Below are 20,233 nucleotides of genomic sequence, written 5' to 3' on the forward strand. Positions count from 1 at the left end.
CCCTTTATATAAGACAAAAATATAACTTTATTTAGTTTAGCAATGATATTTTGTCTTACTATTATTTATTTATCTAATTAATAAAAGTTCGGGGAAGAATTTGTCAAAATAGACAAATGAAACTTTTTTGTGTTATACGCAATTACATTAAAATTATTTATCTTTCAAAATTCTAACTAATAATTATTTAAACAAGAATTTTTCTGTTCTCATTAGTATTTCCTTTAACCACTTTAGTAGCAATACCTTTGTTCATTTTATCAATGCTTTCGAAAGTAGAATTATTAGAAATAAACTCTGGAACAATTTCTTTTAGTTTGCCTACGATTTGATGGTCTTGATTCAGTAAATTCATGATACAAAGGTCATCAATTTTATCCATTATCATTTCACAATCATCTCCATCGCTAAACTTACTTATCATAATTTTTTTATGATAAGTCGGCAATGTATTTTCTGTATCAGCAAGAAGTTCCTCATACAGCTTTTCTCCAGGTCGTAAACCACTAATCTCTATATCTATATCCTCTGGGTATTTAAGTCCTGAAAGTCTAATCATCTTTTTAGCAAGGTCAAATATCTTTACAGATTCACCCATATCAAAAATAAATATCTCACCTCCATTACCCATGGTACCTGCTTCAATCACCAATTGTGAAGCTTCAGGTATTGTCATGAAGAAACGTGTTACATCCTTATGCGTAACAGTCAAAGGTCCTCCCTTTTGAATTTGTTTTTTAAACAAAGGAATTACAGAACCGTTTGATCCTAAAACATTACCAAATCGCGTTGTTATAAATTTTGTCTTACTTGTTTTGTGTAGACATTTTATATACATTTCTGCAACTCGCTTTGTTGCTCCCATTACATTTGTTGGGTTTACTGCTTTATCTGTTGATACAAAAACAAACTTATCAACACCGAATTGAGATGACAAGTCAGCCAATCTCCTTGTTCCTAAAACATTAATTTTTATAGCTTCGCATGGATTGCTTTCCATTAAAGGTACATGCTTATAAGCAGCGGCATGAAAAACCATATTAGGCCTATGCTTTTCAAAAATTGTTTCTACTCTTTTATGATCTCTAATGTCAGCAACAATTGGAGTAAAGTTACTTACTCCTTTACTTAATAATTCTTGTTGCAAATCATATAATGGAGATTCAGCCTGATCTACTAATACAAGATGTTTATAGTTATAAAACGAAGCTTGTCTCACTATTTCACTTCCAATAGAGCCTGCTGCTCCGGTAATCATCACAACCTTACCATCTAACTCTTTCTTAATATTTTGATTCTCCATATTAATAGGAGCTCTTTCTAATAGGTCTTCTATTTGTATTTCTTTTATCTGAGAAACCTTTAACTTTCCATCAATCCAATCATTTACAGCAGGAATAATCTTTACAGAAACTGAGAGCTTTAACAAATCATCAGATATTTCTGATAATCTTTTCTTGCTGATATGAGGAATCGATACTATTATCTCTTTAATATTGTGTTTTGCAACAAAATCTTTATTTACTTTACCAGAAGAGTATACTTTGATTCCATTAATGGTCTTACCAAATTTTTGAGGGTTATCATCAATAAATCCAAATAACGACAATGATCTATTAGAATCATTTGTAATTGCAGCTTGGGTAATTAATCCAGAATCACCAGCACCGTAAATAAGAATTCTTGAGTTCTTCCCTATTTTAGATTTTATATAGTAATAACAGTATTTAAAAATCAAACGACTTGTAGTAAGCGTAATTATATTTAATAAATAATGTATGCAAATAATAGACACAGGTATATTTAAAAGCTCTGGCAATAACGATAGCCTACTAGAAGCCATCAAAAATCCAGTTAAAGCAATCAAAATGGTTACAGCCAGAAACAGATTATAAGCATCTTTCATTCCAGTATGCCTTACCACTCCCTTGTGCGATCCTATTAACAAAAAACTAAGTGTTGCTATACTTGTAATGATTGGTAATTGGTATAATAAATTGGTAGCTTCAAAGTCTAGTGTGATTCCAAATCTTATCACATATGCCAAAAAGAAATTAAAAATCGTGATAAAAACATCGATTGCTAATACCACCCATTTTGACGCGTGTTTATGTGAATTATTAATTAAAAAGTCTTTTATCATTTTAATACATTTTTAATTACAGATACAATTCTAAATAAATCTTCTTCCTTCAGGTTTGATCCACTTGGCAGACACAAACCACGATCAAAAAGATCGTCAGAAACACCATTGAGGTAGGCATCACAATCTGCAAATACAGCTTGTTGATGCATGGGTTTCCATAAAGGCCTTGATTCGATATTCTCTTCTTGAAGTGATAATCGTATTGACTCTCTTAACTTATATGAAGTGGTTTCTATACAGGTTAACCATCTATTTGAGCTATATCCTGTTGGTTCTTCTAAAAATTTTATTTCCGAGGAATCTTCTAAGTGCTTTTTATAAAATTCAAAATTTCGACGTCTATTAGCGACATGAGCATCAAGAACTTCCATTTGTCCTCTTCCGATACCTGCCGTTATATTACTCATTCTATAATTATAACCTATTTCTGAATGTTCATAATGAGGAGCATTGTCTCTGGCTTGAGTAGCCAGAAAAATAGCCTTTTCCTTGTGTGCTTGATTTTTAGAAATCAAAGCACCACCTCCTGAGGTGGTAATAATTTTGTTTCCATTAAAAGAAAGAATAGCTATATTTCCGAAAGTACCACATTTTATACCTTGATAACTACTACCTAATGCTTCTGCACTATCTTCTAAAACGGGAATTTTATAAGAAGAAGCTACTTGATGAATAGCATCTACATCATATGGCATACCATACAAATGAACAGCAATTATAGCTTTAGGTTTGTTACCTTTTGCTATTCTATCTTCTATAGCTTTTTCTAATTGAAGTGGACAAATATTCCATGTCTTGCGTTCACTATCTACAAAAATAGGTTTTGCTCCCAAATAAACTATTGGATTAGCAGAGGCAGCAAAAGTCATACTTTGGCAAATAACCTCGTCCCCAGATGTAACTCCTAGTAGTTGCAGTCCTAAATGCAAAGCCCCTGTTCCTGAACTAAGTGCAGCAGCATGTACCTCCCCTTCTAAGTAAACTTCAATATCTTTCTCAAAACCATTAACGTTTGGTCCTAACGGAGCAACCCAGTTGGTATCAAAAGCTTCTTTTACAAATTTCTGCTCTGTTCCTCCCATATGCGGTGAAGAAAGCCATATTTTTTTCGAATCAATTATATTCATATTTTCCCATTAATAATGAACAATAAGACATACCCATCAAAAATTATCATATAATAACTTTTGATTAACTCTTTAATGACGATCTAAAAAATGGTGGAAGAAGGGGGTAGACTTCCTATCAATTTTAACTATACAATTAAATGTAATTCCGGTAGCTAAAATAGTATAGTTTAACGAATTATCAGCTTAAATTATCACTTTTTAGACAGAATACTGAAATAAACGCCCAAGTACCAAAAATAGTGTAAATATCCCCATTTTTTACGGAAATCCCGTAAGAAAAATAGCATACCCTACGTACAGAACTACTTGTGAAAAAAATGTAAAATAATTCGATAAACGCAATTTTAACTCTCTTTAACCTAAGAAAATAACATTATTTCAATTAACTCAAAAATTTAACATTTCTCTTATCTGACATCAATTAGCCACCACAAATATACTGTATAAACTCATTACATTTACCGGAAAAACACCTTTTTATCATAGGGTTAATTTCCCCCTATATAATTTAACAATTCTCTATTTTCACTTGTGATTTTCTATCTAAGTTGCATTCTTTTAAGATTTATAAAAAAAAATCATCAAATACTTGATTTATACAATTAATTACATAAAATTTACCGCCTTAAAGTATAGAAACAAGCAATATACTTTACACAAAAAACAACATCTTTATTTAGATTTTTAATAGTATAAATGGTATTTAACTCCTTAGATTTTTTCATATTCTTACCAATAGTGTTTATAATTTATTGGTTTGTTTTTCATAAGAAAGTTACTTTACAGAACACATTCGTTCTTGTTGCCAGTTATATCTTTTACGGCCTATGGGATTGGCGATTTCTATTCTTAATTTTGGCAAGCACTATTGTAGATTTTTTTGTAGGGCAAGCAATACATAACAGTTCATCAAATAAGGATAAAAAAGTTTTTTTATGGGTTAGTATTGTTTTTAATATTGGTCTTTTAGGTTTTTTTAAATACTATAATTTCTTTATAAATTCCTGGGAAGATCTACTAGCAGGTTTAGGCTACGAAACACATAATTCCTGGACACTTCAAATAATTTTACCGGTTGGAATCTCATTCTACACTTTTCAAACAATGTCTTATTCGCTAGACATTTACTACAAAAGGTTAACTCCTACCAAAAACTTTATTTCTTTTGCAGCTTTTGTTAGTTTTTTTCCTCAATTGGTAGCTGGACCAATAGAAAGAGCTTCGAATCTATTGTCACAGATTACTACCAAGCGGGTATTTAGTTATGATCAATGCACAGCTGGCCTAAAGCTCATCCTTTGGGGGCTGTTTAAAAAAGTGGTGATTGCAGATTCTATTGCTCCAATAGTAGATGATATTTTTCTAAATTATAATGATTATTCTGCTTCTACCCTTATTCTTGGTGTATCGCTGTTTAGTTTTCAAGTATACGGGGATTTTAGCGGTTATTCTGATATTGCTATTGGTACTGCTAAATTATTTGGAATCGAACTCATGTCTAATTTCAAGTTCCCAACATTTTCGAGAAATGTTGCAGAGTATTGGCAAAGATGGCATATTTCTTTATCAACTTGGTTTAGACATTATTTATATATACCTCTTGGAGGTAGCAGAGTAAGCAAACTTAAATCGGTGCGAAATATTATTATTGTTTTTTTAGTAAGTGGTTTTTGGCATGGAGCAAACTGGACATTTATAGCTTGGGGAGCTATTCATGCTGTTTTATTTATACCCGTATTTTTGATGGGCAGAAATCGTATTTATATGAATTCGGTAGTTGCAGAAAACAGTTGGTTCCCATCTTTAAAAGAGATTGCCCAAATCCTTTTAACATTTATACTTGTTACATTTTCACGAGTTTTCTTCAGATCACAGTCTATTACAGATGCTTTTGGTTATTTAAAACAAATTTGTACGAACTTCTCTTACGAAGCTTATCAACACCCACTAGGATATCGAATGATAGATTATTTTGTTTTAATCGCTATTTTTGTGCTATATGAGTTTAGGATGAGAAGAGATGAACGAGCTCCTTTTAAATTTAAATCAAAAATTATACGATTTATTGTTTACACTATAATAACTCTATGTTTACTATTATTCTTTGACGATAGTATTGATCGATCATTTATTTATTTCCAATTCTAAACTATTAAATGAAAAAACTTGTTATCAAAAGTGCGATTTATTTCTTCTTTATACTACTGGTATTAGAAGTTATTGTTCGTATTTTTCATTTAGGCAAAGATACTCCTGCTCGTTTTCTTGACAGTTATGAAGTAGAGAAATGGAAACCAAACCAAAATGGGTTTTCTGTTACAGGTAATAGAAGGCAAAATTTTTCTGAGTATCATATCAACTCTTCTGGTTACAACTCATATCGAGAATTTACTCCTACAAAAGATAAGATCGAAGTAGCATTAGTTGGTGACTCTTTTATAGAAGGTTTTCATCAGAACTATTATAATTCTATCGGTAAGAAAATTGAAACTAAAATCCCGAAGATTGAAGTATACGAATATGGATATGCTGGTTACGATTTTGCTGATCAATTACACCTGGTACACTCTTATAAAAAACAGTTTGATCTTATTGACCATGTTATTTTAGGCATCAAATTTTCCAACGATCTTACTCGTGGGGAATATAATATTATGAGAGGAAGATTAGATCTCGAATCCCCGATAAATAAACTTTTAAAGAAAAGTAAACTGTTAGTTTATTGTAAGAGCATAGGAGTTCTTGATCCGCCACAAGAACTTATTTATCGAATTAGAAAAACCCTTAGACCGCAACAGAAAGATGCTGCCATAGATAAAAATGAAGCATTACGAATACAACAAGAAAATGAAAAAAAATATCTTGAAAACTTCAAAAGCTTGGTTTCAAAATACAATTATGATAAAAAACGATTTACGCTACTTTTAGATTCGAGGATCACAAATTCTACTTTTCTCTCTTATTTAAAGAAAAATAACTTTACATATATAGACTTTGCTACTTCATTCGAGGCGAGTAAAAAATCCACCACCCTAATTTATGACAGGCATTGGAACAATCATGGCAGAAATCTAATAGCAAAGACCATTATAGAACATCTTACTACGATTAAGATATTCAGGTAATTTTACTTACCCTCATTACCAATATCTTTTAGCTAACTATTACTTTTTGCATTTTTGAGCTTCCGAGAATCAAAAAAGATTTCTCTGTTTTAGAAATTTCAACCACGCTAACATTAGAAATATGCTCTATAGAAGTGTAAACAAAATCGAAAACTATTTTTCTTAAAAAATCATAATCAGAATGATTATAATCGATTACTGTATGCTTATCATTATAATTTAGATCTTCAATTTTAGATACTTGACAAAACATTTCGTCATTAGAAATAGCCTGTTTCTTTCGAGTTTTATATTTTTTATACTTAACGTAAGTCTTTTTATATACAAATTCTTTAAAACTGACTTTGATATATTCTATCATTGCCTTTAATACTCCTAAAAAGGAGTTTTTGGGGTAAATAATTTGATGTTCAAAATTATAAACATGGTTACACCATTCTCTTTTATAACTAAGATCTCCCATCCCCATTTCATAAGATTTATGACCATTTTGGATACACCAATCTAATTTTTTAAGAATTTCTACATTACCTAAACTAAATTTTCTAAAATCGATATCATATGAAGAAATTGCGCTAAAAAGACGTTCTTTAAAGTGATGATTAAGTGATACTACAATCGGAGTCTTCTTATGATAAACAACAAACAATGAAGCTTGCTTTTTATTAATCAATGAAAAATACATATCCTTATAATAATCCCAACGCAAAAGACTTTGACTTACATCATTACGTTCTTCAAATCTTTTTACCAACATTTCCTCTAAACGATCCATTAGTTCATGATACTCTTCTTCTTCTATAGCCCCATAATAAGTTTTATAAGAGATATCAAAACATGTTTCTAATCGTTTTACCCTGCGCCTAATTGCTTTTGCATTACTTCTAAAACGATGCTTAACATAGGCATCTGCATCTACAAACCCATCTAAAAAGATTGTATACCCTTTAAAAAATTGCTTTACTTTTTTAACAGCAAGAACCTTATGATCAATTTCTGGCTTAAAATAATCTGGAATAAAAAAAACAGAATAAACAGAATCTTTCTTGTCGACTATTTTTTTATCATAATCTGGGTTTAATATTTGTTCTTGATTTTTGGACGCACTTAATTTTGAAAAAATATTTGGTATTGACTTCTTCTCGTATAACTCAAAAAAATAATCGATATGAATCTTTTTCATTTTTAACATCTATAATAAGGAAAGAAATAATCCTTAAGATTTTCTTTATGAACCGAGGAGTAATCATGACTAGCTTCTTTGCATAATTCGTCGTATACCACTTCATTAACGATTTTTCTGCCAGTACAAAATACCACGTCTTCATCTTTTGGAAAAAGTGATTTTTTATTTTTATACAACCCATCTCCATCTTTCATTCCTCCTCCTAACACATAATATTTAACTCCATTATGAATAGCCCATTCTATGATTTTTACTCTAAGAAAATCATTCGGTCGATAACTAAAATACTCGGCATTGGTACCTCCTAAAAATGCAAAAAAGGTATCTTTATAGTTAATTATCAATTCAATAGATATAGGGATATCCTCAAAATAAGTTACTGCAATAGAAAAGTTATCAAGATTCGATAATATTAAATTTTCGAAATAGGAAGCAGAAAAAAAGTAAATACTATCTGCATTATTTCGATTCATAGTGCTTACATAAATTTCATTAAAAATACTTATAACTTCTTTCGTTATTTGATCTTTATGAAAAATCTTAAATTCTAATTGATAGTTTGTTGCTTTTCTAAAATTATTCCTGACTTTAGGCAAGAAAGAAGTCCATTGATCTTCAAAATTTTCTAATAGATTACCTTTTACATTTGATAATGTTTTAACCAAACATCCCGAATACCCTGTAAAATTTTTATTCAGGCTAAATCGAATAAACTCGGCTACTACATTATTATCTTGATACCATTGATCTACTTGGGTCCAAAAATAGGTAATATCGTCTTCTAAAACTGTATCTTCATTATATAAAGGTCCGCTATAACCATAAGGGCTAATAACGTCAAAGTAGGGGGTTACTTTATTATTTATACCTATTTGTCTAAAGACCATAGGCATTAAAATAATAGGGGTATCATCTTTATAAAACAGAAAATAACACAGTCTATCAGTATCTTTTTCAAAATGCTTCAAATGCTCTACAGAATAATACACATTATTACCCCATTGATTTTGGAGAAGCGTCTTATACTCTATTACATCAGAAGTATTATCAAAATGTTTAATTATCAGTTTGTAGTTTTGCTTCAATTGTAAAATTATTTCATACGGGTTTATAGCTTAATTTAATTAGGGGAAACGTATTTATGAACTTTAATTTATTCGATTTTTTTCAAAGAAATAATCATTAATTTTTTTAGACAACACCTGTGATAACCATATAATTCTTCCACAGTGTTCTACATGCCAAACCGCTTTTCCTTCGAATATATTTCCGGCAAGCAGCGGTCCTGCTATATGTAAATTTTCGGTCGCCTCTAATGATTCATTTACTTCAAAACCAATCTTAGAATCATTTGGTTTACAATACCCTTTACGAATCATATTTTTTAGAAGAACGGGGACATTCTGTCTATCAAAATTAGTACTTCCTACACAATTAATTACAATCTGTATTGGGCTTTTATATGTTTTATTATTTGATGATTTTGTATCTAAATACTCTAACTCATATAAACCAAGTGCATTTTTATTTATATTTATAAATCTTCCGGCAAGGTGTTCAAACCGATTTTCATTTTTTAAACTATCCACTGTTTTCGAATAATGAAATCCAGCACATCGTTGTCGTCTACCAATTTGATTACCGTGATGACAAGCAAATTTTTCTAATTCTTCATAAGTCAATTTACTCAATAAAGAACCAAAAGCCTTAGAAATAATATCAACTGTAGATGCGGCTCCTAAGTTTATCTCATCTGCATAATCAAGATCCTTATAAGCAGCTTCGGCAATTATTTTTGCTGTAATATCATTTTCATTGGCAAGTGCCAACAGATTATAAGGGGTATACTCTTCTCTCTTTTTATGATCTATCACCGCATCTGGTAATAAACCTTGCGTAGACAATATAATAAATTTATCAATATTGGATTTTATTTTTTCAATATCATTTAATTTATATAACATCTCTAGGCCACTTGCATTTGCACCTACAATAAGAGCATTTACTTTACTTTCTGGATGTTTAGCCGTAAAGCTCTCTATTTTCTTAAGTATTTCGGCAAGCTCTGGAGTATATGGATTATTTACAAAAAGTAGGTTTTCTTCTTCTACCAAACTCTCATCACGCCAGAGATTATTAACTGGTAAAGATCCAACAGAAACTATTACTTTTTCTGAAATTATGCTTTCTTTACCTTCTAAGAACAATTCGTAATAGTCTTCTTTTTTATCCAGGTCAATTACTTCTGCGTTAACATAATTTATAGTAACAATCCCTTTATTTTCAAAAAACTCTAATCTATTTTTAACTTTCTCATGTATGTACAATCCAAAAAAGCGTCGTGGAATAAATAGATCTTCCCATTCATTATTGGCTATTTCTTTAGCATGTACGGTTAACCAATCCAACGACAACTTACCCCCATCATTTTTTAATTCATCAAGTAACCATTCTTTATTAGCATTTAGCCATTTCAGAAACTTACTAAGTTCTGGTTCTGGCAAAAAATTTCTTAACGATGTTATTAAATGTACAGAAAACCCAGATCTAGCTCCATAAGGTATCCCTGTATGAAATTCATGATATTTATCTATTATTGTGATATCTATAGTATTGTTTACAGATTGCTCTTCAATACGATCCAGCAAGTGTAAAATGGTAAAGGAAGATGATATTCCAGAACCAATAAATACAATATCCGAAGTTTTAATTTTATTTTCAGAATGCATGAATTATGGTTGTTTTGTTTTTATTATTCTGCCAGGATTACCAACTATCGTGACATAATCAGGAACATCTTTTATAAGTACGGTTCCTGCTCCTATTAATGTTTCTTTTCCTATTTCTTTTATTCCGGTCATTGCTGTAACTCCCATGCCTACATATGCATTTTCTTTAACATGTATCAATGCTCCTATATTCACTCCAGAAGACATAAACACTCCATCTTCGAGCGTTACATGATGCGCAATGGTGCTATCCATATTTATCATGATATAATTACCAATGGTTGTATGAGGCATTACAATATTGCCAGCAAGCATATATACTGCTTCCCCTATTGTTACATCGGGCGCAATGGATACGGTATGATGCAAAAATCCAGGAATACCATACCCTTCTTTCTTTAAAGTAGAAAGATACTCTACACGGACAGCATTTACTCCTATTGGGCAATATACGTCTTGAATTTTATTCTTGAACTCATCCAAAAATAAGTCTCTATAGGTCCCTAATACAGGAATATTAATCACCTCTTTACCTTTTAAATCGGGATTATCATCTATAAAGCCGATAATATTAACTCCCGCTTCTTTAAGATAAGAAGCATATACCTGCCCTTGTGTACCGGCTCCAATAATTACTGCACTTTTCATTTTACTAGTTATTTCCATTAAAAGTTGGCATGTTTATATTCTCACCACTATTAATATCTTCTTTAAAGAATACTTTTTTGATCGTTAATAAAATTATTTTAACATCTGTCAAAAAACCTATGTTATCTGTATACCAAACATCAAGCTTAAATTTTTGTGCCCATGAAATAGTATTTCTACCATTTATTTGAGCCCACCCTGTTATACCTGGTTTAACTAAATGTCTTTTTCTCTGCTCTTCATTATACAAAGGTAAGTACTTTACCAAAAGTGGCCTTGGGCCAATAAGACTCATATCTCCCTTTAAAACATTAAATAATTGAGGGATTTCGTCTAACGAATATTTTCTAATAAACTTACCAATACTTGTTATTCTTTGTTCAAAAGGTAACAACTCTCCATTTGCATCTTTTTTATCATTCATACTCTTGAACTTGATAATCTTAAATATTCTTTCATTTTTACCTGGTCTCGGTTGAAAGAAAAATGGTTTGCCATTATTTGTAAATAGCAATATTACCATCACCACAAAAAAAACAGGAAATAGGCATAAAATACCAACCAAGGAAATGCAAAAATCCAACACACGTTTAAAAAACAATTTGTACATAGTAATGTTTAATTCTACCTAACGTATTATTTATATTAATTTTATATCTAACTATCTACTTTTGACAAGTATCGTTCTCCCTTTTGTAAGGTTCTAATTTCTTTTCCGGGAACCCCAAAAGCTAATTTAAAATCCACTATATTTTGCAATATTAATGAACCTGCTCCAATTACACTATGGTTTCCTATACAAATACCTTGTATTAAATTTGCACCTAATGATATGGCACTGCAAAAACCAATAGTTACATTTCCTCCTACCGTAACACCAGGAGCAATACTTGAAAAATCTCCTAAAACACTATCATGACCAAAACTTGAGTTTGTATTAACAATACAGTTATCTCCTATTTGCGCATCTGCATTTATCTTGACAGCTATTAAAATAGCAGTTCCTTTTCCTATTTTAGCACTATTACTTACAATCGCAGTTGGATGAATTACTGTAATAAACTCAAAATCTTTTACAATTTGTCTAATTTTTTTAGACATAGTATATCTGATCCAATTATCCCCAATTGCAATTATCCCTCTTTTTATACCTTTTTCAGCAAGGTTTCTTATCTCATCTTCAGGCCCTAGAATTTTGTACCCATGCACTTTTATACCTTTAGGTTTAAAAGAATCTACTAAGCCATAAATACTATACTTTGCAGTCATCTCGACCACTTCTATAATCACCTTAGCATGACCAGAAGCCCCTATAATCACAATGTCTTCCATGATTTTCAAGTTTTATAATGCGTGCTAAAGAAATAAATCAACGCATTATAATTCTATGATAAAAATCATGAAACCCTTGTTTGAATTCTTTACTGATTAAAGGGAATCCAACTAACTATTGTAATTCTAACTCGATTGTATTTAATAAATCTCCTACATTACTCATATTCATCAAGTCCATTAGTTTAAACTTAATACTAAAAGTTTTCTCTACTTCAGAAATAATCATCATATGCGTAATAGACTCCCAACCATCTACATCATCGGCAGTAGTAGCATCTGTTAAATCAAAATTAGTATGTTCTAATACTGTAACAAAGGCATTGGTTACCTTTGATAAAATTTCATCTCTTGTCATTCTAGTTTTAATTTATATCAAAATATGTTCTTAATTTTTTTCTATCGATTTTTCCGTTAATACTATGGGGAAATTCCTTTACAAAGCTTATATGTCCTGGAATCATATATTCTGGCATCTTGGTTTTCATATGCTCTACGATTTTCTTTGTATCAAAAGAATCTCCTTCTATCGCCAAGCCTAATTCTGCATTCCCTAGATTATTGGTTATATCTAATGCAACCATATTCACTTTCTTATCAGACATCGCTTTGGCATGAAATTCTATTTCGGCCAATTCTACTCTATAGCCTCTAATTTTTACTTGGAAATCTGCCCTTCCAACATATAGAAAATCATTTTCATCGTCCTTAAAACAAAGGTCTCCTGTCTTGTAATATCGTATTTTCTCTGTATTATCTTCTTTGACAAAAAAACTCACTGCATTTCGTTCTTCATTTTTCCAATAACCAGGTGTTATCTGTGGGCCTCCCAGACACAATTCTCCGGTCACCCCAATAGGGACTTCTTCATTTTTTTCATTTACAACCAGGTAATGTGTATCTTTTTGAGGTGTTCCTATTGCTATAATACCATTATGAGCTTTTTGATGTGTTTCTTTGTGATATGGATAAAACCCACTATAAACGGTAAACTCTGTTGGCCCATAGTAATTAAATATTTTACAATTCGGAAGGCAATCACTCCACTCTTTTGCTATATCACTATGCAAAGCTCCTCCTCCAAAACTACAATACCTTACATCGGGTGCATTAATCTCTGAAAAATACGGTCTAAGATAATTTATAATAGATGGCACCATGGTAAGCACGGTTAATCTTTGTTCTTTTATCAGTTTAAATATATAAAAGTACTTTATTACATTTTTGGGAATCGTATAGATACAAGCCCCTGATAAAAAAGGGAACAAATACGTTACCACAGAGAAATCGAAGGTAAGTTCAAACATCTGTAAACAACGATCTGAAGAGGTTAGATTAAAAGTTTCCTCGGCGTCTATGGCATTGACTAATGCATCTACATTGTTAAATGTTATAGGAACTCCTTTTGGCAAACCTGTAGTACCTGATGTAAACAAAATATAAGCTAATTGTTCTCCTGATACTTTATTCGGAGATAAATTAAGTGCCGTATTTTCTAATTCAGACGAAGAAATCACCTTATAATCCTCATATAAAGAAGTTTTTGATGAATCCAACACATATTTTGTTTCTGTAAGTTCGAAAACCTTGGTGTTTCGCTCTAACGGAGATGATGGGTTTACAGGTACATATGCCTTCCCTTCAAACCACAATGCGATAATACTGGCATAGGTTTGTAAATCATCATTAGTAACCAGCCCTATTAGTTTTTCTGTATCATCTATTGTTGTTGCAATTGCTGCACGTATCTTAGAAATTTCTAATGCAAAATCCTGATAGGTATAAAACGTTCCGTTGATACAAAGTGCATTTTGCGTCAGATTACTTTCTATAGATGCTTGTAATTGTTTTACAAATTTCATTTTATCATTATTTATCTAAAATACTATTTCTAATATCGGTACTAACCTATTCGAGATTTCTTATTTTCTCAATAATAAACTAATTAGTAAAAATGTCCATCTCTGTTAAGCATAGTTGTATTTTCAAAATCCAATTTTGTTTCATTATGTGCCAAACCTTTTTTTGTCACCTTATGTGTAAAAACGGTAGTATACTTTTTGGTAATACTATCAGATAACCTGGTGTCATCTGTAAAAATAAATTTCGCTTTCTTTTTAATACAATTCTCTACTAAAGCATCTATACATACATCATAATATTGATCTTCTATAACCAAAAAATATTTTACATTAAATTCATTATAATTAATCACATATGAAAAGAAGCCGATCAATTGTTCTCCATTCATTACCTTTACATTATGCATTTTAATGTTGGTACTCACTCCTGTTTGTAACGATGTATATGGATGTTTTTTCGGAATTGGAGTCTGCATATATTGACTTGTTGAAATTTGCCAATTTACATACTCTTTGGTTTTATAAATTAGATCATTTTTACACAAAGGCTGTAATAATTCCCAAGTTTTATTATCTAACTGAGGAATATACTCGTATTCTAATGACTTTGTGTTATTCTTCAATCTTGAACGATTTATAAATCTTAAAAATGAAGCTACGGTATCATCTATGACTTTTAAGATGGGATTAAATGGTTTTAAAAATGAAAACCTGCCTATTAACATCGAGGCATCTAAACTAAAAAAAATAGTATGTCTTAATCTAGAAGCTATTACAGTAAAAGGTTGTTTTTCATAGAATGAGGTCACGTTTTCTGCATAGGACTTAATAAGCACTTGTTTACCTGTTAAGTTGACCGCCTCATTATATATATAGGTTCCTAATACGGTGTCTTTATATTTTTTATCGACCCACCAGGAGATCATCCAATAAACCTTACTACCTTTTTTACCATTCTCATTTAAAAAATCTGGAAACATGAAGACAAAAGAAATCATTTTGTCATCTTCATACCCAAGAACTCCGCAATAATCTTCTTCTTCTATTCTATCATTGGCTACCAACCATAAAGCTTTACTTTTTGGTAATGGAGTAAGATCACCTTTCCAATATGTATTTTGTTCTATGCCCTCCCTTAACATCCTTTTTGTTAAGGCTACTATTTCCAAATTCTTACCCATATGTCTTGTCTAAAACATTATTCGTTTAGTTATTGCCATTAAAATACTCTGACGATAACTCTTCAGATAAGTTTACATCTTTTTTCTGAAGTACTTTTTTAAGTGTTAAGCCTAGTATTTTTATATCAAGCAAAAAGCTACAATTAGCAACATACCATACATCATATTCAAACTTTTTTGTCCAAGAAATAGAATTTCTTCCATTTACTTGTGCCCAACCTGTGATACCTGGTTTTACATCATGACGTTTTTTCTGAATACTATTATAAATGGGGAGGTATTCTATAATTAGGGGACGTGGACCGATTAAGGACATATCTCCTTTTACAACGTTAATTAATTGAGGAATTTCATCCAAAGAGGTCTTTCTCACAAAAGCTCCCACTTTAGTAATTCTATCTTTATCCTCTAATAAATTACCTTGTTGATCCCTCTTATCATTCATAGTTTTAAATTTCAGGATACTAAAATTTTTCTCATTCTTTCCTGGTCTTTTTTGCACAAAGAAGGGTTTACCTCCATTTGCTATCGCCAGAAAGATAACTAGCACTATAAATAATGGGGAGATCAAAATTAGTAAAATTAATGATATACTAAAATCGAGAATCCTTTTTAAAAAAAATGTATACACAATTGCAAAATTTAATCACTAAACGTTTGCCATTTCATTAACCATGACCCTTCTTTTTCCCGATGCAAGTAACGGAATTTCATCTACATATTCTATAGTAATTTTTGCATCTTCGCCCAAATACTCTTTAAACTCGTTAACGAACTCTTCTTCTCGTAAAAATTTATCTTCAGAGTTTATTTTAAAACAATAAGTTCCTGGCGCTTTTTGTATCAATTGACATTGATTTAACTCCTGATAATTGTTGGCTAGCATTATTAAATTACTAGTTATAATCTCTCCTTTTGTATCATAGATCACATCAATTTTTCTACCACTAACTTCTAGAAAAACAGGCTTAGAGTTAATCACATCTTTAATCCCTATATCCCCCGTATCATATCGTATTAAAGGCATGCAATAGTTAAACAAATCTGTTATTACAATTCTACCGGGTTGCCCATCTGGCACTCTTTTATTAGAATCAAGTGCTAAAATTTCTATCAAATAGCTAGCCTCATTAATTTCGAAATATTTTTTATCTCCCAAGGGTTGCTGCGCCATAATACCGTTCTCTACATTAGAATATCTAGAAACTACTTCGGTTCCGAAGTGTTTATATACCCCCTGTTTTGTGTAGTCATTTAATCGTTCTGACATTGCAATAACAGATTTCAACTTCCCTTTTACTTTTGGTGTTTCGTTTTTGTCCAGATACCTACAAATTGTTTCATATCCAGAGGCGTATCCTAGCCAACTATTCGAATCGTTGCTTTTAGAAAGTCTATCGATTACATCTTTGACAACTTCTTTATTTTTAAGTTCGAATATTTCTACGGGAACTACATTTTGTAACAATTTTGAAATAAACCCTTTCTTTTCATAAGCGTTCCATAATCTGAAATAAGTCAATTTATTACCGATTTTAAAACCTGCTTTTTCAGAGAAATAGATTGTATCAGCCATATTCCTGACTCTCTTGTTAGTATTCTGATGCGCTGTAAACGGTGTTCCTGTAGAACCACTGGTACTAACTGTAAACTTTGGAAGATCTATATAATCTTTGGATTGGAAACCTTCATAATTATCCTTTATAATATTTTTATTAATAACAGGAAAATCTTCTATACTATCATACTTTTTATAAGCATCATAAAACCCTGTTGATTTTACAGCGTGCTCTAGTAGATACTGTAAATTTTTATTTTTTAAATCAATAGATTTTTGAGAAGTGGGGTTCTCTACAATAAATTTAATTTCATCATAGTGGTTTCTTTTTTTTCCTCCCTTAAGCGTATCTACTGTCCAGAATGCTTTGTTTCTAAGTAACTCTAATGGTTTCATTATCATTTTATTTTAAGCTTCTTCCATAATTTCTTTGGCCAAAGGATGTTTTAACAATCCTTGGTATACCAGATCAGGTCCCAAAAGCGAATTATTATCGTTTCCTTCTATTACCACGGGTCCATTTTTACTAATGGCAATATCCCAACCTATAATTCTATCAGGTATATGAGTAACACATTTCCTAACAACTTCGCACGCTTCCTTAAAATACGGTATTTCATATCCATCAAAAATCACTTTAGAATCAGGATGTCTATCCAAACGTTTACCGCCATGTTGCATAAATTGGTAACTTTTCCCTTTAAGTTGTCCTTTCTCAATATCGATTCCAACCCAAAATCCTCCAGAAGTACTATTATCTAAAACACTCCCTCCTCTACCAAAACGCATATAAGCACATAAAATATGTGTAGTTCCGTTTTTATCTCGGTATGTATCAAAACGTATAGAATTAACACTACCTTCATATATGGTATTGATTAAATCGTGTTGAATAATTAACTCTTGATGTATACAATCATTAGCTAGGATATAGGCACCATATTGATCTAATTCTTGTTCGAGATTATCTTTTGTGATAAGATATGATCCAACACCACCCATCTCTGCTATTGCCTTAACAAAAACTTTTGTATTTGATGTTTGCACAAATAGATCATTAAAATATTTATATAAATCATCTATAGTAGCGACATTATATACCTTAGCCCCTAAAAAAAAGTTATGCTTAAAATTATAACTTACCATTAAAGGGACAGGCATGTTATTCCGTTCCATAAAAATAGCAAAGGTTAATTTATTTCTTAGTAACGAAGCATATTGATAAAGATGAAGATTTTTGGATAACGTTATTTTATCAACTTCTTTACTACTCAAATAATCTTTATAATTCCCAACATCTTTTCTGTATAAAAACTTTCCAAAATAAAAAAATGGGAACTCCTTTTTTACGATCCAAAAGATTATACTTTCTTTTATTATTTGAAAAATCCCTTTTTTTTCGTTCTCATCATTTACAACAACGGATACTCTTTTTTTTAATAAAGTTAGCTTTTGCTTCATCCAAAAAATGTTAATTAATTAATTAATGATCTATATTCGCTTAACAATTGATCCCAAACATACTGATTATTATATCTACTTACAATGGATTCTCTTGCATTCGAGGCCATAAGGTCTCTTAATGATTTATCCTCTACTAACTTTTTTATACTCTGATATAATCGCTCTGTATTCTTAACTGGTATAATTTCACCATTTACCTGATCTGTTATTATTTCATTGCAACCATTAATATCAGTTACAATACTTGCTAATCCCATAGCTCCTGCTTGCATTACAACATTCGGGAATCCTTCTCTATAACTTGGAAATGCTAAAATAGTTGAAATTGCAAAATAAGGTCTTACATCGGTTTGCCAACCAACAAAAATTATATTAGGATTAGTATTAATTTCATGTTCTGTTTCTGGTAATAAAGGGTCTAAATCCTTCTCATAAGTTCCTACCAATAAAAGCTTACAGTTAGAATGCTGACTCCCTATTTTCTTAAATGCGCCAATTAATTCATTAATTCCTTTATCTTTTACCAATCTACCTACATAAATAATGACAGTATCTGAAGATTTTATCTTTAATTCATCCCGTAAATTTTGATTATCCTTATCTGAATAAAGTTGAGGGTCAAAATGAGAAGTATTGATACCATTAGAACTTCCTTTACCAATAACTTTAAGTTTTTTTTCTGTAGTATAACCGTTTTCTTTTATAATATCATTAAGACCATACGAGTTAGGGTAAATCATAGTAGCACATCTGTAAGTAAGTTTTTCTACTGTATCCAATAAAATACGTTTCTTACCAGTTGCTTCTAATAAAGGTAATCCGGCTATTGTATGTAATCGATGTGGTACTCCTGCAAATCTAGCGGCAATCATCGAAAGTGTCCCAGCTTTGGGAGTATGACTATGAACAATCGTTGGTTTCTCTTTTTTAAAAATCTTATAAAGCTTATAAACAGCCTTTAGATCTTGTATAGGAGTAATTTTTCGTGTCATTTCTACAGGATACACCTCTATTCCTTCTTCTTTAGAAACCCTGTCTAAGCGATCTCCTCCTTTACCAGATATACCAATAATAGTATAGTGTTGAGACATGAATTTTAATTGCCCCTTTAAAAGCCCCCCTAATGACATCGGAACAGTAGTAACACGAATAATTTTATTCATAGTGTAAATTTAAAAATACCAGTAATTAATTTCTTAAAATTATACTACAAATCTATAACTTATAACTTGCTCAAGTAATAATTTATTCGGTTTTTTATTGTTCAAAAAACATTATTGAATTTATCACAAACATATTTCTGATTAACATAAAAAAAAGCAATTAACAATATGTTTTTTATGGATATCCCGTAATTATTTAATTATCTATATACAAAAAATATAATTTAACTAAAAAATTAACTAAACTAATCACTATAGAACCCAATTAATCGACGAAACTACATTTTTGATGAATGAATCTATAAAATAACATCTATCACATGGAAAGAATACCAATATAATGTTACTTTTCTTTTTGTACTCTGCTTGTACACTTGTAATCAAGAAAGTGTAGACGATTTAGTTCCCGAAACCGAATAGACTTCTAACACAAATCCTACAGATGGTGTAACTTCCGACGATGTGGTTTCACCAGACCTACCAGAAAACGTAGTTACAACTCCTTGTGATTTTGACTTATCTAAAGTTGTTGCCAAATCTACCATTATATTAAATTGTGTTATAGATTTAAACGGTGCTACAGTAACACTACCTTTTAATGTAAAAGTAGAGTTTGAAGGAAGAGATATTGTTGGCGGTGGTAAACTAGTTTTTTCTGGGGGTTCCATCGATGATAGATTATTAAGCTCTGACCTTACGGTGATGGGTA

Annotated in this window: 18 protein-coding genes; 2 read left to right on the forward strand and 16 right to left on the reverse strand. The window is 30.9% G+C overall.

The features are described from left to right. Positions 1-187: 187 nt before the first annotated feature. Together ABW636_RS07805 and ABW636_RS07810 are read right to left on the reverse strand one after the other, a co-directional pair. Positions 188-2,143 (reverse strand): polysaccharide biosynthesis protein, encoded by a 1,956-nt coding sequence (locus tag ABW636_RS07805; protein WP_367589406.1) that lies wholly within the window; start codon positions 2,141-2,143, stop codon positions 188-190. Next, entirely contained in the window at positions 2,140-3,273 is a 1,134-nt protein-coding gene (locus tag ABW636_RS07810) for a DegT/DnrJ/EryC1/StrS family aminotransferase (RefSeq protein ID WP_367589407.1), read from the reverse strand. Before ABW636_RS07810 ends, ABW636_RS07805 begins: the two co-directional genes overlap by 4 nt. Positions 3,274-4,131: 858 nt before the next feature. On the opposite strand from ABW636_RS07810, the gene ABW636_RS07815 reads away from it, so the two are divergent. Both ABW636_RS07815 and ABW636_RS07820 read left to right on the forward strand, forming a co-directional pair. Then, positions 4,132-5,424 carry an MBOAT family O-acyltransferase gene (locus ABW636_RS07815; RefSeq protein WP_367589408.1) on the forward strand — a complete coding sequence of 431 codons (1,293 nt, stop codon included), beginning with the start codon at positions 4,132-4,134 and terminating at the stop codon, positions 5,422-5,424. A gap of 8 nt (positions 5,425-5,432) precedes the next feature. Continuing rightward, positions 5,433-6,401, forward strand: coding sequence for a hypothetical protein (locus tag ABW636_RS07820; RefSeq protein ID WP_367589409.1), 969 nt, complete (start codon positions 5,433-5,435; stop codon positions 6,399-6,401). A 28-nt stretch (positions 6,402-6,429) separates the two neighbouring features. On the opposite strand, the gene ABW636_RS07825 is transcribed toward ABW636_RS07820, so the two are convergent. From ABW636_RS07825 to ABW636_RS07890, 14 genes are all read right to left on the reverse strand, one after another. Then, positions 6,430-7,584 (reverse strand): GNAT family N-acetyltransferase, encoded by a 1,155-nt coding sequence (locus ABW636_RS07825; RefSeq protein WP_367589410.1) that lies wholly within the window; start codon positions 7,582-7,584, stop codon positions 6,430-6,432. A gap of 2 nt (positions 7,585-7,586) precedes the next feature. Then, complete coding sequence (locus ABW636_RS07830; RefSeq protein WP_367589411.1) at positions 7,587-8,672, reverse strand: GNAT family N-acetyltransferase; 1,086 nt, start codon at positions 8,670-8,672, stop codon at positions 7,587-7,589. Between the two features lie 63 nt (positions 8,673-8,735). Further along, on the reverse strand, positions 8,736-10,316 hold the full coding sequence (locus tag ABW636_RS07835; RefSeq protein ID WP_367589412.1) for an FAD/NAD(P)-binding protein: 1,581 nt from the start codon (positions 10,314-10,316) through the stop codon (positions 8,736-8,738). 3 nt (positions 10,317-10,319) lie between these two features. Beyond that, complete coding sequence (locus tag ABW636_RS07840) at positions 10,320-10,964, reverse strand: acetyltransferase (protein ID WP_367589413.1); 645 nt, start codon at positions 10,962-10,964, stop codon at positions 10,320-10,322. A 4-nt stretch (positions 10,965-10,968) separates the two neighbouring features. After that, positions 10,969-11,574, reverse strand: a complete 606-nt coding sequence (locus tag ABW636_RS07845) for a sugar transferase (protein ID WP_367589414.1) — start codon at positions 11,572-11,574, stop codon at positions 10,969-10,971. A gap of 47 nt (positions 11,575-11,621) precedes the next feature. Continuing rightward, the gene (locus ABW636_RS07850) at positions 11,622-12,296 is read right to left on the reverse strand and encodes an acetyltransferase (protein ID WP_367589415.1); all 675 of its coding nucleotides are present in this window, start codon (positions 12,294-12,296) and stop codon (positions 11,622-11,624) included. 115 nt (positions 12,297-12,411) lie between these two features. After that, positions 12,412-12,654, reverse strand: a complete 243-nt coding sequence (locus ABW636_RS07855) for an acyl carrier protein (protein WP_367589416.1) — start codon at positions 12,652-12,654, stop codon at positions 12,412-12,414. 7 nt (positions 12,655-12,661) lie between these two features. Beyond that, positions 12,662-14,158, reverse strand: a complete 1,497-nt coding sequence (locus tag ABW636_RS07860; protein WP_367589417.1) for an AMP-binding protein — start codon at positions 14,156-14,158, stop codon at positions 12,662-12,664. 83 nt (positions 14,159-14,241) lie between these two features. Then, positions 14,242-15,339, reverse strand: a complete 1,098-nt coding sequence (locus ABW636_RS07865; protein ID WP_367589418.1) for a hypothetical protein — start codon at positions 15,337-15,339, stop codon at positions 14,242-14,244. A gap of 25 nt (positions 15,340-15,364) precedes the next feature. Continuing rightward, positions 15,365-15,970: a sugar transferase gene (locus ABW636_RS07870; protein ID WP_367589419.1), complete on the reverse strand. Its 606-nt coding sequence runs from the start codon at positions 15,968-15,970 to the stop codon at positions 15,365-15,367. Between the two features lie 18 nt (positions 15,971-15,988). Next, complete coding sequence (locus ABW636_RS07875) at positions 15,989-17,293, reverse strand: phenylacetate--CoA ligase family protein (protein ID WP_367589420.1); 1,305 nt, start codon at positions 17,291-17,293, stop codon at positions 15,989-15,991. Positions 17,294-17,305: 12 nt separating this feature from the next. Then, the gene (locus ABW636_RS07880; protein ID WP_367589421.1) at positions 17,306-18,358 is read right to left on the reverse strand and encodes a sugar-transfer associated ATP-grasp domain-containing protein; all 1,053 of its coding nucleotides are present in this window, start codon (positions 18,356-18,358) and stop codon (positions 17,306-17,308) included. Positions 18,359-18,372: 14 nt separating this feature from the next. Then, the gene (locus ABW636_RS07885) at positions 18,373-19,524 is read right to left on the reverse strand and encodes a glycosyltransferase family 4 protein (protein WP_367589422.1); all 1,152 of its coding nucleotides are present in this window, start codon (positions 19,522-19,524) and stop codon (positions 18,373-18,375) included. Between the two features lie 380 nt (positions 19,525-19,904). Continuing rightward, complete coding sequence (locus tag ABW636_RS07890) at positions 19,905-20,192, reverse strand: hypothetical protein (protein ID WP_367589423.1); 288 nt, start codon at positions 20,190-20,192, stop codon at positions 19,905-19,907. Between the last annotated feature and the right edge of the window lie 41 nt (positions 20,193-20,233).

The organism is Aquimarina discodermiae (assembly GCF_040786235.1).
Lineage (GTDB): Bacteria > Bacteroidota > Bacteroidia > Flavobacteriales > Flavobacteriaceae > Aquimarina.

Excerpts from the sequence above, each read along its gene's own strand:
- ABW636_RS07805 (WP_367589406.1), bottom strand. The coding sequence starts at position 2,143 with ATGATAAAAGACTTTTTAATTAATAATTCACATAAACACGCGTCAAAA.
- ABW636_RS07810 (WP_367589407.1), bottom strand. The coding sequence starts at position 3,273 with ATGAATATAATTGATTCGAAAAAAATATGGCTTTCTTCACCGCATATG.
- ABW636_RS07820 (WP_367589409.1), top strand. The coding sequence starts at position 5,433 with ATGAAAAAACTTGTTATCAAAAGTGCGATTTATTTCTTCTTTATACTA.
- ABW636_RS07825 (WP_367589410.1), bottom strand. The coding sequence starts at position 7,584 with ATGAAAAAGATTCATATCGATTATTTTTTTGAGTTATACGAGAAGAAG.
- ABW636_RS07835 (WP_367589412.1), bottom strand. The coding sequence starts at position 10,316 with ATGCATTCTGAAAATAAAATTAAAACTTCGGATATTGTATTTATTGGT.
- ABW636_RS07840 (WP_367589413.1), bottom strand. The coding sequence starts at position 10,964 with ATGAAAAGTGCAGTAATTATTGGAGCCGGTACACAAGGGCAGGTATAT.
- ABW636_RS07845 (WP_367589414.1), bottom strand. The coding sequence starts at position 11,574 with ATGTACAAATTGTTTTTTAAACGTGTGTTGGATTTTTGCATTTCCTTG.
- ABW636_RS07850 (WP_367589415.1), bottom strand. The coding sequence starts at position 12,296 with ATGGAAGACATTGTGATTATAGGGGCTTCTGGTCATGCTAAGGTGATT.
- ABW636_RS07855 (WP_367589416.1), bottom strand. The coding sequence starts at position 12,654 with ATGACAAGAGATGAAATTTTATCAAAGGTAACCAATGCCTTTGTTACA.
- ABW636_RS07860 (WP_367589417.1), bottom strand. The coding sequence starts at position 14,158 with ATGAAATTTGTAAAACAATTACAAGCATCTATAGAAAGTAATCTGACG.
- ABW636_RS07865 (WP_367589418.1), bottom strand. The coding sequence starts at position 15,339 with ATGGGTAAGAATTTGGAAATAGTAGCCTTAACAAAAAGGATGTTAAGG.
- ABW636_RS07875 (WP_367589420.1), bottom strand. The coding sequence starts at position 17,293 with ATGAAACCATTAGAGTTACTTAGAAACAAAGCATTCTGGACAGTAGAT.
- ABW636_RS07880 (WP_367589421.1), bottom strand. The coding sequence starts at position 18,358 with ATGAAGCAAAAGCTAACTTTATTAAAAAAAAGAGTATCCGTTGTTGTA.
- ABW636_RS07885 (WP_367589422.1), bottom strand. The coding sequence starts at position 19,524 with ATGAATAAAATTATTCGTGTTACTACTGTTCCGATGTCATTAGGGGGG.
- ABW636_RS07890 (WP_367589423.1), bottom strand. The coding sequence starts at position 20,192 with ATGGAACCCCCAGAAAAAACTAGTTTACCACCGCCAACAATATCTCTT.